General features: G+C 72.3%; 14 protein-coding genes and 1 pseudogene. 8 read left to right on the top strand and 7 right to left on the bottom strand.

Annotated elements, in window-relative coordinates:
* Positions 1–92: 92 nt before the first annotated feature.
* Entirely contained in the window at positions 93–1,109 is a 1,017-nt protein-coding gene (locus ABEA77_RS13930; protein ID WP_345646146.1) for a magnesium and cobalt transport protein CorA, read from the bottom strand.
* Between the two features lie 88 nt (positions 1,110–1,197).
* Between ABEA77_RS13930 and ABEA77_RS13925 the strand changes: the two genes are divergently transcribed.
* The 4 genes from ABEA77_RS13925 to mshC all read left to right on the top strand — a co-directional run bounded on the left by ABEA77_RS13925 (position 1,198) and on the right by mshC (position 4,852).
* Complete coding sequence (locus ABEA77_RS13925) at positions 1,198–1,884, top strand: histidine phosphatase family protein (RefSeq protein WP_345646122.1); 687 nt, start codon at positions 1,198–1,200, stop codon at positions 1,882–1,884.
* Between the two features lie 112 nt (positions 1,885–1,996).
* The gene (locus ABEA77_RS13920) at positions 1,997–2,587 is read left to right on the top strand and encodes a DUF3090 domain-containing protein (protein WP_345646120.1); all 591 of its coding nucleotides are present in this window, start codon (positions 1,997–1,999) and stop codon (positions 2,585–2,587) included.
* Complete coding sequence (locus ABEA77_RS13915) at positions 2,584–3,564, top strand: SCO1664 family protein (RefSeq protein ID WP_345646117.1); 981 nt, start codon at positions 2,584–2,586, stop codon at positions 3,562–3,564. Before ABEA77_RS13920 ends, ABEA77_RS13915 begins: the two co-directional genes overlap by 4 nt.
* A 58-nt stretch (positions 3,565–3,622) precedes the next feature.
* Entirely contained in the window at positions 3,623–4,852 is a 1,230-nt protein-coding gene (gene mshC / locus ABEA77_RS13910; protein ID WP_345646114.1) for a cysteine--1-D-myo-inosityl 2-amino-2-deoxy-alpha-D-glucopyranoside ligase, read from the top strand.
* 104 nt (positions 4,853–4,956) lie between these two features.
* Here the strand turns inward: mshC and ABEA77_RS13905 are convergent, their stop codons facing one another.
* Entirely contained in the window at positions 4,957–6,225 is a 1,269-nt protein-coding gene (locus ABEA77_RS13905; RefSeq protein WP_345646111.1) for a PAC2 family protein, read from the bottom strand.
* Positions 6,226–6,562: 337 nt separating this feature from the next.
* On the opposite strand from ABEA77_RS13905, the pseudogene ABEA77_RS13900 reads away from it, so the two are divergent.
* The 4 genes and pseudogenes from ABEA77_RS13900 to ABEA77_RS13885 all read left to right on the top strand — a co-directional run bounded on the left by ABEA77_RS13900 (position 6,563) and on the right by ABEA77_RS13885 (position 11,303).
* A pseudogene (locus tag ABEA77_RS13900) lies at positions 6,563–7,604 on the top strand (enolase C-terminal domain-like protein).
* Positions 7,605–7,684: 80 nt separating this feature from the next.
* Positions 7,685–8,737: a sugar ABC transporter substrate-binding protein gene (locus ABEA77_RS13895; RefSeq protein WP_345646143.1), complete on the top strand. Its 1,053-nt coding sequence runs from the start codon at positions 7,685–7,687 to the stop codon at positions 8,735–8,737.
* Positions 8,738–8,742: 5 nt separating this feature from the next.
* Positions 8,743–10,281 carry a sugar ABC transporter ATP-binding protein gene (locus ABEA77_RS13890; protein ID WP_345646108.1) on the top strand — a complete coding sequence of 513 codons (1,539 nt, stop codon included), beginning with the start codon at positions 8,743–8,745 and terminating at the stop codon, positions 10,279–10,281.
* A complete protein-coding gene (locus tag ABEA77_RS13885) occupies positions 10,278–11,303 on the top strand; it encodes an ABC transporter permease (protein ID WP_345646106.1) in 1,026 nt (341 codons plus the stop codon). Before ABEA77_RS13890 ends, ABEA77_RS13885 begins: the two co-directional genes overlap by 4 nt.
* A 57-nt stretch (positions 11,304–11,360) precedes the next feature.
* Here the strand turns inward: ABEA77_RS13885 and ABEA77_RS13880 are convergent, their stop codons facing one another.
* The 5 genes from ABEA77_RS13880 to ABEA77_RS13860 all read right to left on the bottom strand — a co-directional run bounded on the left by ABEA77_RS13880 (position 11,361) and on the right by ABEA77_RS13860 (position 17,231).
* Complete coding sequence (locus tag ABEA77_RS13880; RefSeq protein WP_345646103.1) at positions 11,361–12,032, bottom strand: FadR/GntR family transcriptional regulator; 672 nt, start codon at positions 12,030–12,032, stop codon at positions 11,361–11,363.
* Positions 12,033–12,134: 102 nt separating this feature from the next.
* Positions 12,135–13,748, bottom strand: coding sequence for a glycerol-3-phosphate dehydrogenase/oxidase (locus ABEA77_RS13875; RefSeq protein WP_345646100.1), 1,614 nt, complete (start codon positions 13,746–13,748; stop codon positions 12,135–12,137).
* An 85-nt stretch (positions 13,749–13,833) separates the two neighbouring features.
* Entirely contained in the window at positions 13,834–15,372 is a 1,539-nt protein-coding gene (gene glpK / locus ABEA77_RS13870; protein WP_345646097.1) for a glycerol kinase GlpK, read from the bottom strand.
* Positions 15,373–15,429: 57 nt separating this feature from the next.
* On the bottom strand, positions 15,430–16,221 hold the full coding sequence (locus ABEA77_RS13865) for an MIP/aquaporin family protein (protein ID WP_345646094.1): 792 nt from the start codon (positions 16,219–16,221) through the stop codon (positions 15,430–15,432).
* Positions 16,222–16,442: 221 nt separating this feature from the next.
* Positions 16,443–17,231 carry an IclR family transcriptional regulator gene (locus ABEA77_RS13860; RefSeq protein ID WP_345646091.1) on the bottom strand — a complete coding sequence of 263 codons (789 nt, stop codon included), beginning with the start codon at positions 17,229–17,231 and terminating at the stop codon, positions 16,443–16,445.
* Positions 17,232–17,364: the final 133 nt, after the last annotated feature.

The following is a 17,364-nucleotide window of genomic DNA, read 5'->3' as shown; positions in this document are numbered from 1 at the left end:
CGTCGTCGCGGCGCCCGCGGCGCAGCCCGCGGCCCCTCGGCGGATCACCGGCGCGGCCGAGAGCATGGCCGGCGCCGCGCAGGGTCGCGGCGTCAGAGCCAGCCGCGCCGCTTGAACTGCCGGTGCAGCACCAGCACGATCGCCAGCATCAGCGCGATCACCGCCGGATACGACCAGATCCAGTGCAGCTCCGGCATGTGCTCGAAGTTCATCCCGTAGACGCCCGCGACCATCGTCGGCACGGCCGCCATCGCCGCCCACGCCGAGATCTTGCGCATGTCGTCGTTCTGCCGCACGCCCATCTGCGCGAGGTGCGCGGAGAGGATGTCCGACAGCAGCCGGTCGAGCCCCTCCACCATTTCGCCTGCGTGCGTGAGGTGGTCGTTCACGTCCCGGAAGAACGGCCGCGAGTGCGCGTTCACGAACGGCAGGCCCGCGCCCGTCAGCTTCTGCATCGGACCCGCGAGCGGCCCGGTGGCCCGGCGGAACTCCTGCACCTGCCGCTTGAAGTTGTAGATGCGCTCCGCCGTGGTCTGCGCGGCGGCCGACCGCTCGGCCGCCCGGCTCGACGAGGCGGGGGCGAAGACCGCCGCCTCGACCTCCTCCAGGTCGGTCTGCAACTCGTCCGCCACGTCTATGTAGTGGTCCACCACCGCGTCGCTGACCGCGTACAGCACCGCGGTCGGGCCGTGCCGCATCACGTCCGGCTGGTGCTCAAGGCGGTCCCGCACGGCGGACAGCGGGGCGCCCACCCCGTGCCGCACGGTCACCACGAACGAGTCGCCCACGAAGACCATCAGCTCACCCGTGGTCACCGTGTCGCTGTGCGGCTCGTACGTGGCCGGCTTGAGGACCATGAACAGCGAGTCGTCGTAGAGCTCCAGCTTCGGACGCTGGTGCGCGGTCAGGGCGTCCTCCACCGCGAGCGGGTGCAGCCCGAACTCGCTCGTGACGCGTGAGAACTCCTCCTCGGTCGGCTCGTGCAGCCCGACCCACAGGAAGGCGTCCCCGTCGGACCGCGCCTTCGCCAGCGCGTCCGAGAAGTCCTCGGGCCCGTCGGTGCGGCGGCCGTCACGGTAAATGGCGCAGTCCACGATCACGCACCGCATTCTTCCCGCTCGGCGCGGACGCACGCCACCTCTCTTCACCCCGCCCGCGGCGCCTGCGGGCCCCTCGGGGGTGGTTACGCTTGCCGGCATGGCCACGCTGATCCTCGTACGTCATGGGCGCTCCACCGCCAACACCTCCGGCCTGCTGGCCGGCCGGACGCCCGGGGTGGCGCTCGACGAGCGGGGGGCCGCGCAGGCGGCCGGACTGCCCGCGCGCCTTGCCGGGATCCCCTTCGCCGCCGTCGTCTCCAGCCCCCTCGAACGCTGCCGCCAGACCCTCGCGCCGCTGCTCGACGCCCGGCCCGGCACCGAACTCGTCACCGATGAGCGGATCGCCGAGTGCGACTACGGCGAGTGGACCGGGCGCAAGCTGTCCGAGCTCAACGAGGAACCGCTGATGCAGGTCGTGCAGCAGCACCCCTCGGCCGCGGCGTTCCCCGGCGGCGAGACGATGAGCGCCATGCAGGCCAGGGCCGTCGCCTGCGTGCGCGAGTGGAACGAGCGGATCGAGCAGGAGCACGGCGAGAAGGCCGTCTTCCTGATGTGCTCGCACGGCGACATCATCAAGGCGATCGTCGCCGACGCGCTCGGCCTCCACCTCGACCTCTTCCAGCGGCTGCACGTCGACCCGTGCTCGGTCACCGCCCTCTCCTACACGCGGCTGCGCCCGTACCTCCTCAAGCTCGGCGACACCGAGGACCTCGGCGGTCTCGTGCCGCGCGAGGCCGCGGGGGACGGCCCGGGGACGGTGGGCGGCGGCGCGGGCGCGCCGTGATCGCCGGGCGCAGTAGGGTGGACGCGCCGTGCACGCGTCAGCGGCCGCCGTCGGTGGCCGCCGATGACGCGGCACCGCTCCCGATTCCGCCACTTCCCAAGGGAGACAGGACGTGTCCCGTCAGGTGTTCCTCTACGATCCGCCGGACCGCTTCGTGGCCGGCACGGTCGGGCTGCCTGGACGCCGTACGTTCTTCCTCCAGGCGTCGGCCGCGGGGCGCGTGACCAGCGTCGCCCTGGAGAAGACCCAGGTCGCCGCGCTCGCCGAGCGGATCGACGAACTGCTGGACGAGGTCGTCAGGCGCAGCGGCGGCAACGCCCCGGTGCCCGCGGTCGCGCCCTCAGACGTCGCCGACTCGGCCCCGCTCGACGTACCGATCGAGGAGGAGTTCAGGGTCGGCACCATGGCGCTCGCCTGGGACGGCGACGAGCAGCGCGTGATCGTCGAGGCCCAGGCCCTGGTGGAGCTCGACGCCGAGAACGACGAGGACCTCGCGGAGGCCGAGGAGCGGCTGCTCCAGGACGAGGAGAACGGCCCGCCGATGCTCCGCGTGCGTCTCAGCGGCGCGCAGGCAAGGGCGTTCGCCAAGCGCGCCCTGCACGTCGTCAACGCGGGCCGCCCGCCGTGCCCGCTGTGCAGCCTCCCGCTCGACCCCGAGGGCCACGTGTGCCCGCGCCAGAACGGATACCGGCGGGGCGCGTGAGCGGACAGCAGGGGGTGGGCGGCGCGGCCGCGGGTGCGCGGGTCCCGGTGGAGGACCTGCTGCGCAAGGGCGAGCTGACGGTACGCGGCCGGATACGCGAGGCGTCCAACGGGGTGCTCTACTGCACCGTCTCCTACCAGGGCGCCGAGGCGGCCTGCGTGTACAAGCCGGTCGCGGGGGAGCGCCCGCTGTGGGACTTCCCCGACGGCACGCTCGCGCAGCGCGAGGTCGCCGCGTACGAGGTGTCCGAGGCGACGGGCTGGGGCCTGGTCCCGCCGACCGTGCTGCGGGAGGGGCCGTACGGCGAGGGCATGTGCCAGCTCTGGGTCGGCGAGCAGCTCGTGGCGGAGGAGGACCCCGGGGCGGGGGAGGATCCTGGGACGGACGAGAGTCCCCAGACGGGGGAGGCCGCCGGGGAGCCCGAGGGCTCAGAGGACCCGCAGGACTCCGCCGCCGAGGGGGCAGAGCCAGGCGAAGGCGCCCTCACCCTGCTGACACCGCTGCTCGGGCTGGTGGCGGGCGAGGAGCCCGTCGACGGCTGGAAGGCGATCGGGTTCGCCGAGGTCGGCGAGGGGCGGACCGCGCTGCTCGTGCACGCCGACGACGAGCGGCTGCGCCGCCTCGCCGTGCTCGACGCGGTCATCAACAACGGCGACCGCAAGGGCGGCCACCTGCTGACCTCGCAGGACGGGCGGCTGCACGCCATCGACCACGGCGTCACCTTCCACGTGGACGACAAGCTCCGCACCCTGCTCTGGGGCTGGGCGGGTGAGCCCCTGCCCGAGGAGGCGCTCACCGTCCTCGGGACCCTCGCGGACGCCCTCGCGGAGGGCGCGCCGCTGGCCGCCAGGCTCGCCCCGCTGATCACCCCCGACGAGGTCGAGGCGGTGCGGACGCGCGTGGGTGAACTGCGCCACACGGGGCGCCATCCGGTGCCCTCGGGGCAGTGGCCCGCCATCCCGTGGCCGCCCGTCTGACCGTCCCGACCCCCTGTCCGGGTCGTATCCGGATACCACGTCCGGTTACGCTCATGGCATGCATGCCTGGCCAGCCTCTGATGTCCCCGCCCTGCCCGGCACGGGCCGCGACATCCGGATTCACGACACCTCGACGGACGACAGGGTCACCCTCACCCCGGGGCCCGTCGCCCGGATATACGTCTGCGGCATCACGCCGTACGACGCGACCCATATGGGGCACGCGGCGACGTACAACGCCTTCGACCTGGTGCAGCGGGTCTGGCTGGACAGCGGTCGGCAGGTCCACTACGTGCAGAACGTGACGGACGTCGACGACCCGCTGCTCGAACGCGCCGAGCGCGACGGCGAGGACTGGCGGCAGCTCGCGGAGCGCGAGACCACCCTGTTCCGCGAGGACATGACGGCGCTGCGGATGCTGCCGCCGAAGCACTACATCGGCGCGGTCGAGGCCATACCGGGCATCGTGCCCCTGGTGGAGCGGTTGCGGGAGGCGGGCGCCGCCTACGAGTTGGAGGGCGACACGTACTTCTCCGTCGCCGCAGACCCGCACTTCGGCGAGGTGTCGCGGCTGGACGCGGCGGCGATGCGGCTGCTCTCCGCAGAGCGCGGCGGCGACCCCGACCGCCCGGGGAAGAAGAACCCGCTCGATCCGATGCTGTGGATGGCGGCCAGGCCCGGCGAGCCGAGCTGGGACGGCGGCAGCCTGGGCGCGGGCCGCCCCGGCTGGCACATCGAGTGCGTGGCGATCGCGCTCGACCACCTCGGCATGGGTTTCGACGTGCAGGGCGGCGGCAGCGACCTGGCCTTCCCGCACCACGAGATGGGCGCCTCGCACGCCCAGGCGCTGACCGGCGAACACCCCTTCGCCAGGACATACGTGCACGCGGGCATGGTCGGCCTCGACGGCGAGAAGATGTCCAAGTCGAAGGGCAACCTGGTCTTCGTCTCGAAGCTGCGTGAGCAGGGCGTCGACCCGGCGGCCGTCCGCCTCGCGCTGCACGCGCACCACTACCGGTCGGACTGGATGTGGACCGACCGCGTACTCGCCGACGCGCAGGCCAGGCTGGCCCGCTGGCGGGCCGCGGTCTCCCGCCCGGTGGGCCACCCCGCCGACGCGCTGGTCGAGGAGGTGCGTGAGGCGCTCGCCGACGACCTCGACGCCCCGGCGGCGCTGGCCGCCGTGGACCGCTGGGTGGCGCTCCAGGAGAGCGGGGGCGGCACCGACGAGGGCGCGACCGGTCTGGTCACCCGCACGGTCGACGCGCTGCTCGGCGTGGCCCTGTAGCGGCGGCCGGGCACGCAGGAGGGGCTTTGGGTTCCGCACCCCGCCGGGGTGCGGAACCCAAAGCCCCTCTGTTGTCGCGCGCGGTCAGCGGGCGGCCGGGAGGGCTAGTCCTCGGACGAATCGCCGCCGTCGTCGGCGTTCTCGTCGCCACCGGCCTTGCCGGAGCTGCCGGGAGCGTCAGGGCTTTCGGCGTTTGCTGCGTTCCCTGCGTCTCCTGCGTCTCCGGTGGCTCCGGTGGCTCCGGCGTCTGCCGAGTTACCGGGGGTTCCGGTGTCCTCTGTGCCCCCGGTGCCCGCCGCCGCGCTGTCGGGGGTGTCGGAGCCGCCGGGGCCGTCGCCCCTGCCCGTGTGGCCCTTGGTGCCGGTGCCTCCGGCCGCGTCCGGCGCGGGCGGGTCCTCCAGGGCGCCCGCGTCCCGGTCCTCGGCGGCGCGGTCCTGGTCGTGGGTGCCGCGCGACGGCTTGGGCCACGTCCTGCCGGGGCCGCCCTCGCCCGCACGCCCGCCGGCCGCCGCCTGGCCGCCGCGGCCCGGCTCGCCGTCGCGCCTCCTGAGGTACCGCTCGAACTCGCGGGCGATCGCCTCACCCGACGCCTCCGGCAGCTCCGCGGTGTCCCGCGCCTCTTCGAGCGACTGCACGTACTCCGCCACCTCGCTGTCCTCGGAGGCGAGTTGGTCCACCCCGAGCTGCCAGGCGCGGGCGTCCTCCGTCAGCTCGCCCAGCGGGATACGGACCCCGATCAGGTCTTCGAGCCGGTTGAGCAGGGCGAGCGTCGCCTTCGGGTTCGGCGGCTGCGACACGTAGTGCGGCACCGCGGCCCACAGGCTCACCGCGGGCACACCGGCGTGCGTGCACGCCTCCTGGAGGATGCCGACGATGCCGGTCGGGCCCTCGTAGCGCGTCTCCTCCAGGTCCATCGTGCGGGCCAGCGCCGCGTCCGACGTGACGCCGCTGACCGGTACGGGCCTGGTGTGCGGGGTGTCGCCGAGCAGCGCCCCCAGGATGACCACCAGTTCCACGCCGAGCTCGTGGGCGAAGCCGAGGAGTTCGTTGCAGAAGGAGCGCCACCGCATCGACGGCTCGATGCCCCGCACCAGCACCAGGTCGCGCGGGCTCTCGCCGGAGATCCGCACCACCGAGAGCCGGGTGGTGGGCCACGTGACCTTGCGTGCGCCGTTCTCCATGAAGACCGTGGGCCTGTTGACCTGGAAGTCGTAGTAGTCCTCGGCGTCGAGCGCCGCGAACACCTCTCCCTTCCACTCCCGGTCCAAGTGGGCGACCGCCGTGGACGCCGCGTCGCCGGCGTCGTTCCAGCCCTCGAACGCGGCCACCATGACCGGGTCGATCAGCTCGGGAACCCCCGCGAGCTCGATCACCCAGGCCTCCTTCCGAAGTTCTCTGTCGTACGGACCAACCTTACGGCTTCGAGGCTGCCCGGCCGCAGTGCCGCGTACGCTCGGGGACGCGCCGGCGCACGCGGCGCGACCGCCCGGTCACGGCCGCCGGGGCGGGCGCACGGGACCCGCCGCGCGCCCCCGGACCCGGGCGGGGGCGGCCAGGTCTCCGAGTGGTTCAACTCCCTTGCACGGCGCAGTCATCGGATCTGTGACCTCAATTTACGTCCTGCCTCTGGACGCTCCGCGCCTCCCGGCGCTATACATCGGACGACCCCAGAGGTCCGATGTTCTTCTGGTCACACGAGGGAGCGCGTGCATGAGTCAGGGCGTCACCGGGTTCGAGGTCCACGACATCCGCTTCCCCACCTCGGAGCAGCTCGACGGCTCCGACGCGATGAACCCGGACCCCGACTACTCGGCAGCCTACGTCGTCCTGCGTACCGCGGACGGGGCCGAGGGCCTCGGATTCTGCTTCACCATCGGACGCGGCAACGACGTGGCGGCCGCCGCCATCGAGGCGCTGCGCGACCATGTCGTCGGCCGGTCCGCCCCGCTCACGGCCGTCGGCCTCGCCGCGCTCCACCGCGACCTGACGCACGACTCGCCGCTGCGCTGGCTCGGCCCGGAGAAGGGCGTGACGCACATGGCCGCGGGTGCCGTGGTCAACGCGCCCTGGGATCTGGCGGCCCGCCAAGCCGGGTTGCCCGTCTGGGAGTTCCTCTCCCGGATGACGCCCGAGGAGATCGTCTCGCTGGTCGACTTCCGCTACCTCGCAAACGCGCTCACCCCCGAGGAGGCGCTGAAGATCCTGCGGGCCGCGGAGCCGGGCAGGGCCGGGCGTGCCGCCGCGCTGCGGGCCGAGGGCTACCCCGCGTACACCACCTCGCCCGGCTGGCTCGGCTACGCGGACGGCAAGCTGGTGGCCCTCGCCCGGCGGGCGGTCGCGGACGGGTTCCGCCAGATCAAGCTGAAGGTCGGCGGCGACCTGGCGGACGACGTGCGCCGGATGCGTCTTGCCCGCGAAGCCGAACGAGAACGTGGCGATCCTGCTGCTCGCCGCCAAGTACGGCCTGCCGGTCTGCCCGCACGCGGGCGGCGTCGGCCTGTGCGAACTGGTGCAGCATCTCGCGATGTTCGACTACGTCGCGGTGTCCGACAGCAGGGAGGGCCGCGTCATCGAGTACGTCGACCACCTGCACGAGCACTTCGCCGACCCCGTGCGCGTCGTCTCGGGCGCCTACGCGGCGCCCGAGGCACCGGGCTTCTCCGCCCGCATGCTGCCGGAGTCGGTCGCCGCCCACAGCTTCCCCGGCGGGTCCGTGTGGCGGGCCCGCCGCACCGGGGAGGCGGCCTCATGACGGACCCGCGCCTCGCGCGCCTGCACACCCAACCGCCGGTACGGACGACTAAGGACGGATCAACGATGCTCCGAGACACCATGGGGCGAAGCCCACGCGGCAGGCTGCAAACCACGGGCGCCGCGGCCTGCGCCGTGCTGCTCTCGGTGGCGGTCCTCGCGGGCTGCAACCGGGGCGGCGGCAGCGCCGCCGAAGGCGGCAGGATCGGCGTCGACCTGCCGCGCAGCGACACCGACTTCTGGAACTCGTACCAGAGCTACGTCCAGAAGGACATCAAGGCGGGAGCGGTGAGCGCCCTGCCGCTGACCAACTCGCAGAACGACATCGGCAAGCTGGCCTCCAACGTCCAGGCGCTGACCGACCAGGGCGCCAAGGCCGTCGTGATGGCGCCGCAGGACACCGGTGCCGTCGCCGAGACCCTCCAGACGCTGAGCGACAAGAAGATACCCGTGGTCAGCGTCGACACCCGCCCCGACAAGGGCAAGGTCTACATGGTGGTGCGCGCCGACAACGTCGCGTACGGGACCAAGGCGTGCGAGTTCCTCGGGCAGCGGCTGAAGGGGAAGGGCAAGGTCGCCGAGTTGGAGGGCGACCTGTCCTCCATCAACGGCCGCGAACGCTCGCAGGCGTTCAGGTCCTGCATGACCAGGAACTTCCCCCGCATCAGGGTGATCGAGCTGGCCACCAACTGGGAGGGCGACGTCGCCTCGTCCAAGCTCCAGTCCACTCTGGCCGCCAACCCCGACCTGAACGGCCTCTACATGCAGGCGGGCGGCGTCTTCCTCGCGCCCACGCTCGCGCTGCTCCAGCAGAAGCACCTGCTCAAGCCCGCGGGTACCAAGGGGCACATCACCATCATCTCCAACGACGGCATCCCGCAGGAGTTCGACGCGATCCGCAAGGGCCAGATCGACGCGACCATCTCGCAGCCCGCGGACCTCTACGCCACATACGCGCTCCGGTACGCCAAGGAGGCCGTCGAGGGCAAGAAGCAGAAGGCCGGGCCCACCGACCACGACTCGAAGATCGTCAAGATCCCGGGCGGGTACGAGGACCAGCTTCCCGCACCCCTGGTGACCAAGGACAACGTGGACGACCCGAAGCTGTGGGCCAACCAGCTGGACAAGAAGTAGCAGCCATGGACCAGGTGAAGCAGCAGCCACCGCCCGCCCTCCACGCGGAGGGCGTCGTCAAGCGGTTCGGCCAGACCGTCGCGCTCGACGGCGTCCGGCTCACGGTGCGGCCCGGCGAGTCCCACGCCCTCGTCGGGCGCAACGGAGCGGGCAAGTCCACCCTCGTCGGCGTGGTCACCGGCCTGCACAGACCGGACGAGGGCACCGTCGAGTTCGGCGGCGCGCCCGCGCCCGCGTACGGGGACACCGCTGCCTGGCAGTCCCGCGTGGCGTGCGTCTACCAGAAGTCCATGGTGGTCCCGGACCTGACCGTCGCGGAGAACCTCTTCCTCAACAACTTCCAAGCCCGCGGTGCGGGTTCGGGCCGCCTCATCCGCTGGGGCGGCCTGCGGAGGCGCGCCGCCGAACTCCTCGCGGGGTACGGGGTGGACGTCGACCCGACCCTTCGCGCCAAGGAACTGACCGTGGAACAGCGGCAGTTCGTGGAGATTGCGCGGGCGCTCTCGTTCGGCGCCCGGCTGATCGTGCTGGACGAGCCGACCGCGCAGCTCGACGCGCGCGGCATCCAGCGCCTCTTCACGAAGCTGCGCGAACTCCAGGCGCAGGGCGTCGCGTTCCTCTTCATCTCGCACCACCTCCAGGAGGTGTACGAGCTGTGCACCGCGGTCACCGTGTACCGCGACGCCCGGCACGTGCTCAGCGCACAGGTGGCCGACCTGTCCAAGGACGACCTGGTGGCGGCGATGGCCGGCGACGCCGCCCGGTCCGCGGGCGCCTGGCACGCGGGGAAGGACTCCGCGGCGCTCGCCCGCTCCGAGCCGGTCCTCAAGGCCGAAGGACTCGCCCTCGACGGGGTGTTCGAGCCGATCGACCTGGAGGTGCGGCCGGGGGAGGTGCTCGGCGTCGCGGGCGCCGCGGCGAGCGGGACCGTGGCGCTCGGCGAGATCCTCGTCGGCATGCGGGCCCCGACCGCGGGTGGCGTCGCCGTGCGCGGGCGGTACGTGAGGCCAGGCAGCGTGCCCGACGCGCTCGACGCGGGCATCGGCTACATCCCCGAGGACCGGCACCTCCAGGGCCTCGTCGCCACCCGCAGTGTCGCGGAGAACGCCACGCTGACCGTGGCGGACCAGCTCGGCCCGTGGGGAACCGTACTGCCGTCCAGGACAAGGGCGTTCGCCCGGTCGATGATCGAGGCGCTGGACATCAGGACCACCGGCCCCGAGCAACCGGTGGCCGGGCTGTCCGGCGGCAACCAGCAGAAGGTGGTGGTGGCGCGCGCCCTGGCACGCGACCCGAAGGCCCTGGTGGCCGTCCGGCCCACCGCAGGGGTCGACGTCAAGTCGAAGGACTCGCTGCTCGGCGTGGTGCGCCGGGTGGCGGACGAGGGCGGCGCGGCCGTGATCATCTCGGACGAGCTGGACGACCTGCGGGTGTGCGACCGCGTACTCGCCCTGTTCCACGGGCGGGTGGTGGCCGTGTTCGGGAGCGGGTGGAGCGACCGGGAGCTGGTCGCGGCGATGGAAGGTGTGGGGGAACGGGAATGACCGAGACCATGCGTCCGCCGGTGGCGGACCGTACGGAGCGTCTGGGCCCGCGCGGCAGGCTCAGGCTCGTCAGGTGGAGCGACTTCTCGCTCGTGCCGGTGATCGTCGTGCTGATGGTGATCGGCTTCATCGTCTCGCCGGCGTTCCTGACCGCCAACAACCTCACCGGCGTGCTCCAGTCGGCGTCAGAGCTCAGCCTGCTGGTCCTCGGCGAGGCGCTGGTGCTGATCGCGGGCCGGATGGACCTCTCGCTCGAATCCACCATCGGCGTCGCGCCCGCGATCGCCATGTGGCTCGTCCTGCCCACCCACGGCGGCAGGTTCAACGGCCTCGGCCTGCCCACCTGGACGGCGATCCCGTTCGACCTGCTGGTCGGCCTCGCCATCGGCGCGTTCAACGCCTTCCTGATCCTGCGGCTGCGCGTCAACGGCTTCATCGCCACCCTCGGCATGCTCACCATGCTGCGCGGCCTCCAGATCGGCATCACCGGGGGCAAGTCCATCTCCGACGTGCCCGAGTCCTTCCGCTACCTCGGCAGGACCGACTGGATCGGCCTGCCCGCGGCGGTGTGGCTCTGCCTTGTCCTGTTCGCGGCCGGCGGGGTGGCGCTCGCCTGGTTCCGGCACGGCAGGTCGCTGTACGCGATCGGCGGCAACCCGGAGGCGGCCCGCGCCGCGGGCGTCAGGGTCGACCGGGTCACCTGGATCGTGCTGGGCGTCGCGAGCCTGCTCGCCGCCTTCGCCGGCATCCTCTACACGGGCCACTACGGATCGGTCGCCGCCGACCAGGGCAACGGCTGGATCTTCAACGTGTTCGCCGCCGCGGTGATCGGCGGGGTGAGCCTCAAGGGCGGGCGCGGCACCGTCTTCGGCGCGCTCACCGGCGTCCTCACGCTCCAGCTCGTGGTCAATGTGATGACGCTGGCCGGAGTGCCGCCGGAGTGGGACCAGTTCCTCAACGGCGCGATCATCATCGTCGCGCTGATCGTCTCCCGCTTCGCGAGCGGCGAGAAGCAGGACTGAGCGGCGCGGCGGCGGGGGCCCGTGCCCGGAGGGCTGCGGGCCCCCGCCGCCGCTGCCTCACAGCGTCGAGCGCAGCCACATCTCCACACTGGCGATGTGCACCGTCGCCCAGGACCGCGCCGCCTCCGCGTCCCCGTCCCGCAGCGCCGCGAGGATCGCCCGGTGCTCGTGCAGGGTGCGGCTCACCGCGTCCTCCTGCGTCAGGCCGCGCCATATCCGCGCCCGCGTCGTCGGCCCCGAAAGCCCGTCGAGCAGGGAGAGGAGCACCGAGTTGCCGGAGTGCTGCACGATCCCACGGTGGAACTCCAGGTCGGACGCGACCAGTTGCTCCACCGAGGGGTCGGAACCCAGCGCGTCGAGCTGCCCGTCGAGCTCCGCGAGGCCGTCCTCGGTGATCCGCGTGCTCGCCATCGCGGTCGCCGCGGGCTCCAGGATGCGGCGCACCGCGAGGAACTCCAGGACCGTGTCGTCGCGGTGGAAGTCCACCACGAAGCTCAGCGCCTCGAGCAGCAGCTGCGGATCCAGGCTCGTGACATAGGTGCCGTCGCCCTGCCGCACGTCGAGGATGCGCATCAGCGCCAGCGCGCGCACCGCCTCCCGCAGGGAGTTCCGCGACAGACCGAGATCGGCCGCCAGTTCGCTCTCCTTGGGGAGGCGGTCGCCGGGACGCAGCGCGCCCGAGACGATCATTCCCTTGATCTTCTCTATGGCCTCGTCGGTGACAGCCACGGGCGACCTCCATACATCCGATGTATCGGCCCCCATTATGCGCCGGGCTCGGCGCCCCGGGGGACGGATACGCGGGTGACTTCGGCCCGGCCGGCGCCGGCGTCAGTCGCGCCGCGCGAGCACCTCCTCGACCTTCGCCTTGATCTCGTCCGTGTCCAGGCCGCGGATGGTGAGCGTGGTGCGCCGCCGCAGCACGTCCTCGGCGGTCTGCGCCCACTCGCGGTCCCGCGCGTACACGACCTGCGCCCAGATCTCCGGCGCGTCCGGGTGGATGCGCTCGCCCAGCTCGGGCCGCTCGTACGTCAGGCGCGCGATGTCGAAGGCGAGCGAGCCGTAGTGCGTCGCCAGGTGCCTGGCCGTGTCCGGTGCGATCCCGCTCTCCGGCGCGCCCCGGTCGATCAGCAGCCGGTGCGCGACGGCGTGCGGGTTGGCGATGCCCGGCAGCGGCATCTTCTTCGGCAGCTGGGAGACCGGCTCCGCGTCCCGGCCCAGCGGGTGGCCCGGCAGGGTCTCCAGCTTGTTCAGCACGGTGCGGCCGATGTGCCGGAAGGTGGTCCACTTGCCGCCCGCGACCGACAGCATCCCGCCGCGGCCCTCGGTCACCACGGTCTCCCGCTTCGCCGTGGCCGTGCCGCCGGGCCCGCCGGGCAGCACCCGCAGACCCGCGTACGAGTACGCGATCAGGTCCCGGGAGAGCTGCTGGTCGCGCACCGACAGCGACGCCTCGTCGAGGATCTGCCGGATGTCCTTCTCGGTGACGGAGACGTCCGCGGGATCGCCCTCGTACTCCTCGTCCGTGGTGCCGAGGACGAGCATGTCCTCCCAGGGGAGCGCGAACGTGATGCGGTACTTGTCGATGGGCGTGGCCAGCGCGGCGCGCCACGGCGCGGTCCTGCGCAGCACCAGGTGCGCGCCCTTGGACAGCCGGATCGACGGGGCCGCGTTCGGGTCCTCCATCGCCCGCAGGTGGTCCACCCAGGGGCCCGTCGCGTTCAGCACCAGACGCGCGTTGACCCCGAACTCGGTGCCGTCCGTACGGTCCTTGAGGTCGGCGCCCGTCACCCGGCCGGCGGTGAAGCGCAGCCCGGTGACCTCCGCGTAGTTGAGCACCGCCGCGCCCGACTCGGCCGCGGCACGCACGGTCATCAGCGCCATCCTGGCGTCGTTCATCTGGTCGTCCCCGTACACGGCGACCGCGCGCAGGTTCTCCGTGCGCAGTTCGGGCACGGCGCGCCTGGCCTTCTCCGGGCTGATGACGTGCCCGACGCCGTCGCCGAACGCGGACAGCGCCGAGTAGGCGAACACGCCGGCGCCGAGCTTGGCGGCGCCGTGCGGGCCGCCCCGGTAGACCGGCAGGTAGAAGGTGAGCGGGTTGGCCAGGTGCGGTGCGACCTGCTGGGCGACGGCCCGCCGCTCGAAGTGGTTCTCCGCCACCAGCCTGACCGCGCCCGTCTGGAGGTAGCGCAGCCCGCCGTGCAGCAGTTTCGACGAGGCCGACGAGGTGGCGCCGGCGAAGTCGCCGCTGTCCACCAGGGCCACCCTGAGGCCCGACTGCGAGGCGTGCCAGGCGGTGGAGATGCCCAGGATCCCGCCGCCGATCACCAACAGGTCGAAGGCCGCGCGGTCCATCTGTTCGCGGATCTCGGCGCGGCTCGGCAGTGAGCCGCCGGCCAGGTGCGTCCCGAGTGCAGGGGCGCCGCTCAGGGGGGTGTTCATACGTACTCCTCGTCAGCCGTCGTGGGCTGTCGTCTGCGGTGCGGGTCCGGCCGCCGGGTCCCGGCGGCCGGTTGCCGGCCGGCGGTCAGTCCGCCAGCCAGCCCTTGGTGCGCTCCACGGCCTTGAGCCAGTTCCTGTACTCGCGGTCGCGGACCGCCGCTTCCATGTGCGGGGTCCACTCGGCGGCCCGCCGCCAGTTGGCGCGCAGGGCGTCCGTGTCGGGCCAGAAGCCCACCGCGAGCCCCGCCGCGTAGGCCGCGCCGAGCGCCGTGGTCTCGGCGACCAGCGGGCGGACGACCGGTGCGTCGAGGACGTCGGCGAGCGTCTGCATCAGCAGGTTGTTGGCGGTCATGCCGCCGTCGACCTTGAGGGTGGTCAGCTCGACCCCGGAGTCCTTCGTCATGGCGTCGCTGATCTCGCGGGTCTGCCAGGCCGTGGCCTCAAGCACCGCGCGGGCGATGTGCGCCTTGGTGACATAGCCGGTGAGGCCGGCGATCACACCGCGCGCGTCGGGGTTCCAGTGCGGCGCGAACAGGCCGGAGAAGGCGGGCACGAAGTACGCCCCGCCGTTGTCCTCCACGGTGGACGCCAGCGTCTCGATCTCCGGAGCCGTCTTGATCAGGCCCATCTGGTCGCGCATCCACTGCACCAGCGCGCCGGTGACCGCGATGGAGCCTTCGAGCGCGTAGACCGCGGGCTGGTCGCCGATGCGGTAACCCACCGTGGTGAGCAGCCCGTTGTACGAGTTGACCGGCTTGTCCGCCGTGTTCATCAGCATGAAGGTGCCGGTGCCGTACGTGGACTTGGCGTCGCCCTCGGTGAAGCAGCACTGGCCGAACAGCGCGGCCTGCTGGTCGCCGAGCGCGGAGGCCACGGGCACCCCGTCCAGGGCGCCGCCCGCGGCCGTCCCGTACACCTCGGCGGAGGACCTGATCTCCGGCAGCATCACGGAGGGCACGCCCATGGACTCGCAGATGCGCTCGTCCCATTCCATGGTGTGCAGGTTCATCAGCATCGTGCGGGACGCGTTGGTGACATCGGTGACGTGGGCGCCGCCGTTCACACCGCCGGTCAGGTTCCAGATGACCCAGGTGTCCATCGTGCCGAAGAGGATCTCGCCGCGCTCCGCGCGCTCGCGCAGTCCCTCGACGTTGTCGAGCAGCCAGCGCGCCTTGGGCCCGGCGAAGTACGTCGAGAGCGGCAGGCCCGTCTCCCTGCGCCAGCGGTCCGCTCCGACGTTGCGGCCCAGCTCGCGGGTGAGCGCGTCGGTACGGGTGTCCTGCCAGACGATCGCGTTGTGCACCGGGCGGCCGGTGTTCTTGTCCCACAGCAGCGTCGTCTCGCGCTGGTTGGTGATGCCGATCGCCTTGACGTCGTCCTTGGTGATACCCGCCTTGCGGATCGCGCCCGCGACGACGTCCTGGACGTTGGTCCAGATCTCGGCCGCGTCGTGCTCCACCCAGCCGGGCCTGGGGAATATCTGCTCGTGCTCCTTCTGGTCCACGGCCACGATGCGGCCGTCCCGGTCGAAGACGATGCAGCGGCTCGATGTCGTGCCCTGGTCGATGGCGGCGATGAAAGGGCCCGTCCCGTGGGACGCGGTCCCGCTGGTGTTGTCACTCACGGTCTAGCTCCTGCTCCGTCGGAGGAAGTCGGTCGGGGTGGGCGTGCGCCGGGGGCGTCATGCGAACGCCAGCTCGTAGAAGCCGGCCGCGAGCGCGGCGCCCGCGAAGGGGCCGACCACCGGGATCCAGGCGTACGCCCAGTCGGAGCCGCCCTTGTTGCGCAGCGGCAGCAGGGCGTGCACGATGCGCGGCCCGAGGTCGCGGGCCGGATTGATGGCGTAGCCGGTCGGCCCGCCGAGGGAGAGTCCGACGGCCACCACGACGAACGCCGTGATGAGGATGCCGATCGCCCCGAGGCCGTTGCCCTTCTGGTTGAGGCCTTGCGTGAGGATCGCGATGACCAGGACGAACGTGCCGATGATCTCGGTCAGCAGGTTCTGCGCCGGGTGCCGGATCTCCGGGCCCGTGGAGAAGATGCCGAGCACGGGGCCCGCCCTGGGTGCGGTCCGCTGGTCGACCAGGCCTTCCTCGGACGGCTGCGCCGCGAGCACCTCGGGATCCCGCAGGAAGGCCTTGAACTGGCCCATGTAGGCGACCCACACCAGGAAGGCGCCGATCATGGCGCCGAGCAGCTCCGACCCGATGTACAGCGGTACGTCGCCCCACTTGATCCCGCCCTGGATCGCCAGCGCGAGCGTCAGGGCGGGATTGAGGGACGCGGCCGACTTGGGCGCGGAGAGATAGGCGCCGACCATGACCGCGAAGCCCCAGCCGAAGCTGATGGCGACCCAGCCGGCGCCGAACGCCTTGGAGCGTTTGAGCACAACGCCCGCCACCACGCCGCCCCCGAGCAGGATCAGCATGGCGGTACCGGACGTCTCGCCCACGAATATGTCGAGATTGGACACCCGAGACTCCTTCGTCCAGGGAAGGCGGATCTCCGGGGAGCCGGCGGTCCGCGCCGTCCTGCAGGGCACTTGCTACCGGTCGGTTTGCCGTGGGACCCCTGTGACTCTGGAGACCTGTTCGGCAATGCCGACCGCTATACGGCAGTCTCGTACCGAGTTCAAGTGCAGTCAAGGGCTCCGCCACCGGAACCTCCCGCACGTCCGATCATCCGCTATACGGGTCAAAACCGCCCGTTGCCGATATCCCGGGACACCGATCTCGCGCACCCGCGCACCGCCGCGACCAGGTCGTCGCGCACCGCGGGCCGTCCCTCGCCCGGTGCCGCGCCGGCGGACCGCAGCCGCTCCGCGGCGCCCGTCACCGCGACCGCGCCGACCACCATGGAGTGGCGGTCGCGGATCGGCGCCGCCACGGCCGCCACGCCGTCCCAGGTCTCCTCCACGTCGGCGGCCCAGCCCCACTCCCGTACGGTGGCGAGCTCCGCCTCGAACGCGCCGGGGTCCACCACCGTGCGCGGCGTGAGCGGGCGGCGCTCGCCGTCCAGCGCGTCCTGGCGCGCCACCGGGTCGAAGGCGCACAACACCTTCCCGAGCGCCGTGGAGTGCAGCGGCTGGAGCGCCCCCACCTCAAGCACCTGGCGGCTGTCGTCGGGGCGGAAGACGTGGTGCACGATCAGCACGCCACCCAGGTGGAGCACGCCCAGGTGCACGCTCTCGCCACTCGAACGCGCCAGGTCGTCCGTCCACACCAGGGCGCGCGCCCGCAGCTCGTTGACGTCCAGATAGCTGTTGCCGAGCCGCAGCAGCTCCGCCCCCAGCTGGTACCGCCCCGACGCCGCCTCCTGCTCCACGAACCCCTCCGCCTGGAGGGTCCGCAGGATCCCGTGCGCCGTGCCCTTGGCCAGGCCGAGGGACGAGGCGATGTCGGACAGGCCGAGCCGGCGCTCGCCGCCCGCCAGCAGGCGCAGCACGGCCGCGGCCCGCTCCAGCGACTGGATGTTCTTCGCCATGGCGGACTCCGTTCCCTATTCGACAATGCTGAACACTATCGGCCCATGCCGAATTAGTCCGCCGAAGTGAGGGTGTGGTGACCACGCCCTGGACGCCCCGCCCCCGCCCGCGCCCCTCCCGGCTACCCTGGCC

This window comes from Streptomyces tremellae, assembly GCF_039540215.1.
GTDB classification, from domain to species: domain Bacteria; phylum Actinomycetota; class Actinomycetes; order Streptomycetales; family Streptomycetaceae; genus Streptomyces; species Streptomyces tremellae.
This window is presented reverse-complemented; position numbering and strand designations above follow the sequence as displayed.

What these genes read in the sequence shown, in the direction of transcription:
- ABEA77_RS13930 (WP_345646146.1), bottom strand. Translation starts at nt 1,109, where the DNA reads ATGCGGTGCGTGATCGTGGACTGCGCCATTTACCGTGACGGCCGCCGC.
- ABEA77_RS13925 (WP_345646122.1), top strand. Translation starts at nt 1,198, where the DNA reads ATGGCCACGCTGATCCTCGTACGTCATGGGCGCTCCACCGCCAACACC.
- mshC (WP_345646114.1), top strand. Translation starts at nt 3,623, where the DNA reads ATGCATGCCTGGCCAGCCTCTGATGTCCCCGCCCTGCCCGGCACGGGC.
- ABEA77_RS13895 (WP_345646143.1), top strand. Translation starts at nt 7,685, where the DNA reads ATGGGGCGAAGCCCACGCGGCAGGCTGCAAACCACGGGCGCCGCGGCC.
- ABEA77_RS13890 (WP_345646108.1), top strand. Translation starts at nt 8,743, where the DNA reads ATGGACCAGGTGAAGCAGCAGCCACCGCCCGCCCTCCACGCGGAGGGC.
- ABEA77_RS13885 (WP_345646106.1), top strand. Translation starts at nt 10,278, where the DNA reads ATGACCGAGACCATGCGTCCGCCGGTGGCGGACCGTACGGAGCGTCTG.
- ABEA77_RS13875 (WP_345646100.1), bottom strand. Translation starts at nt 13,748, where the DNA reads ATGAACACCCCCCTGAGCGGCGCCCCTGCACTCGGGACGCACCTGGCC.
- ABEA77_RS13860 (WP_345646091.1), bottom strand. Translation starts at nt 17,231, where the DNA reads ATGGCGAAGAACATCCAGTCGCTGGAGCGGGCCGCGGCCGTGCTGCGC.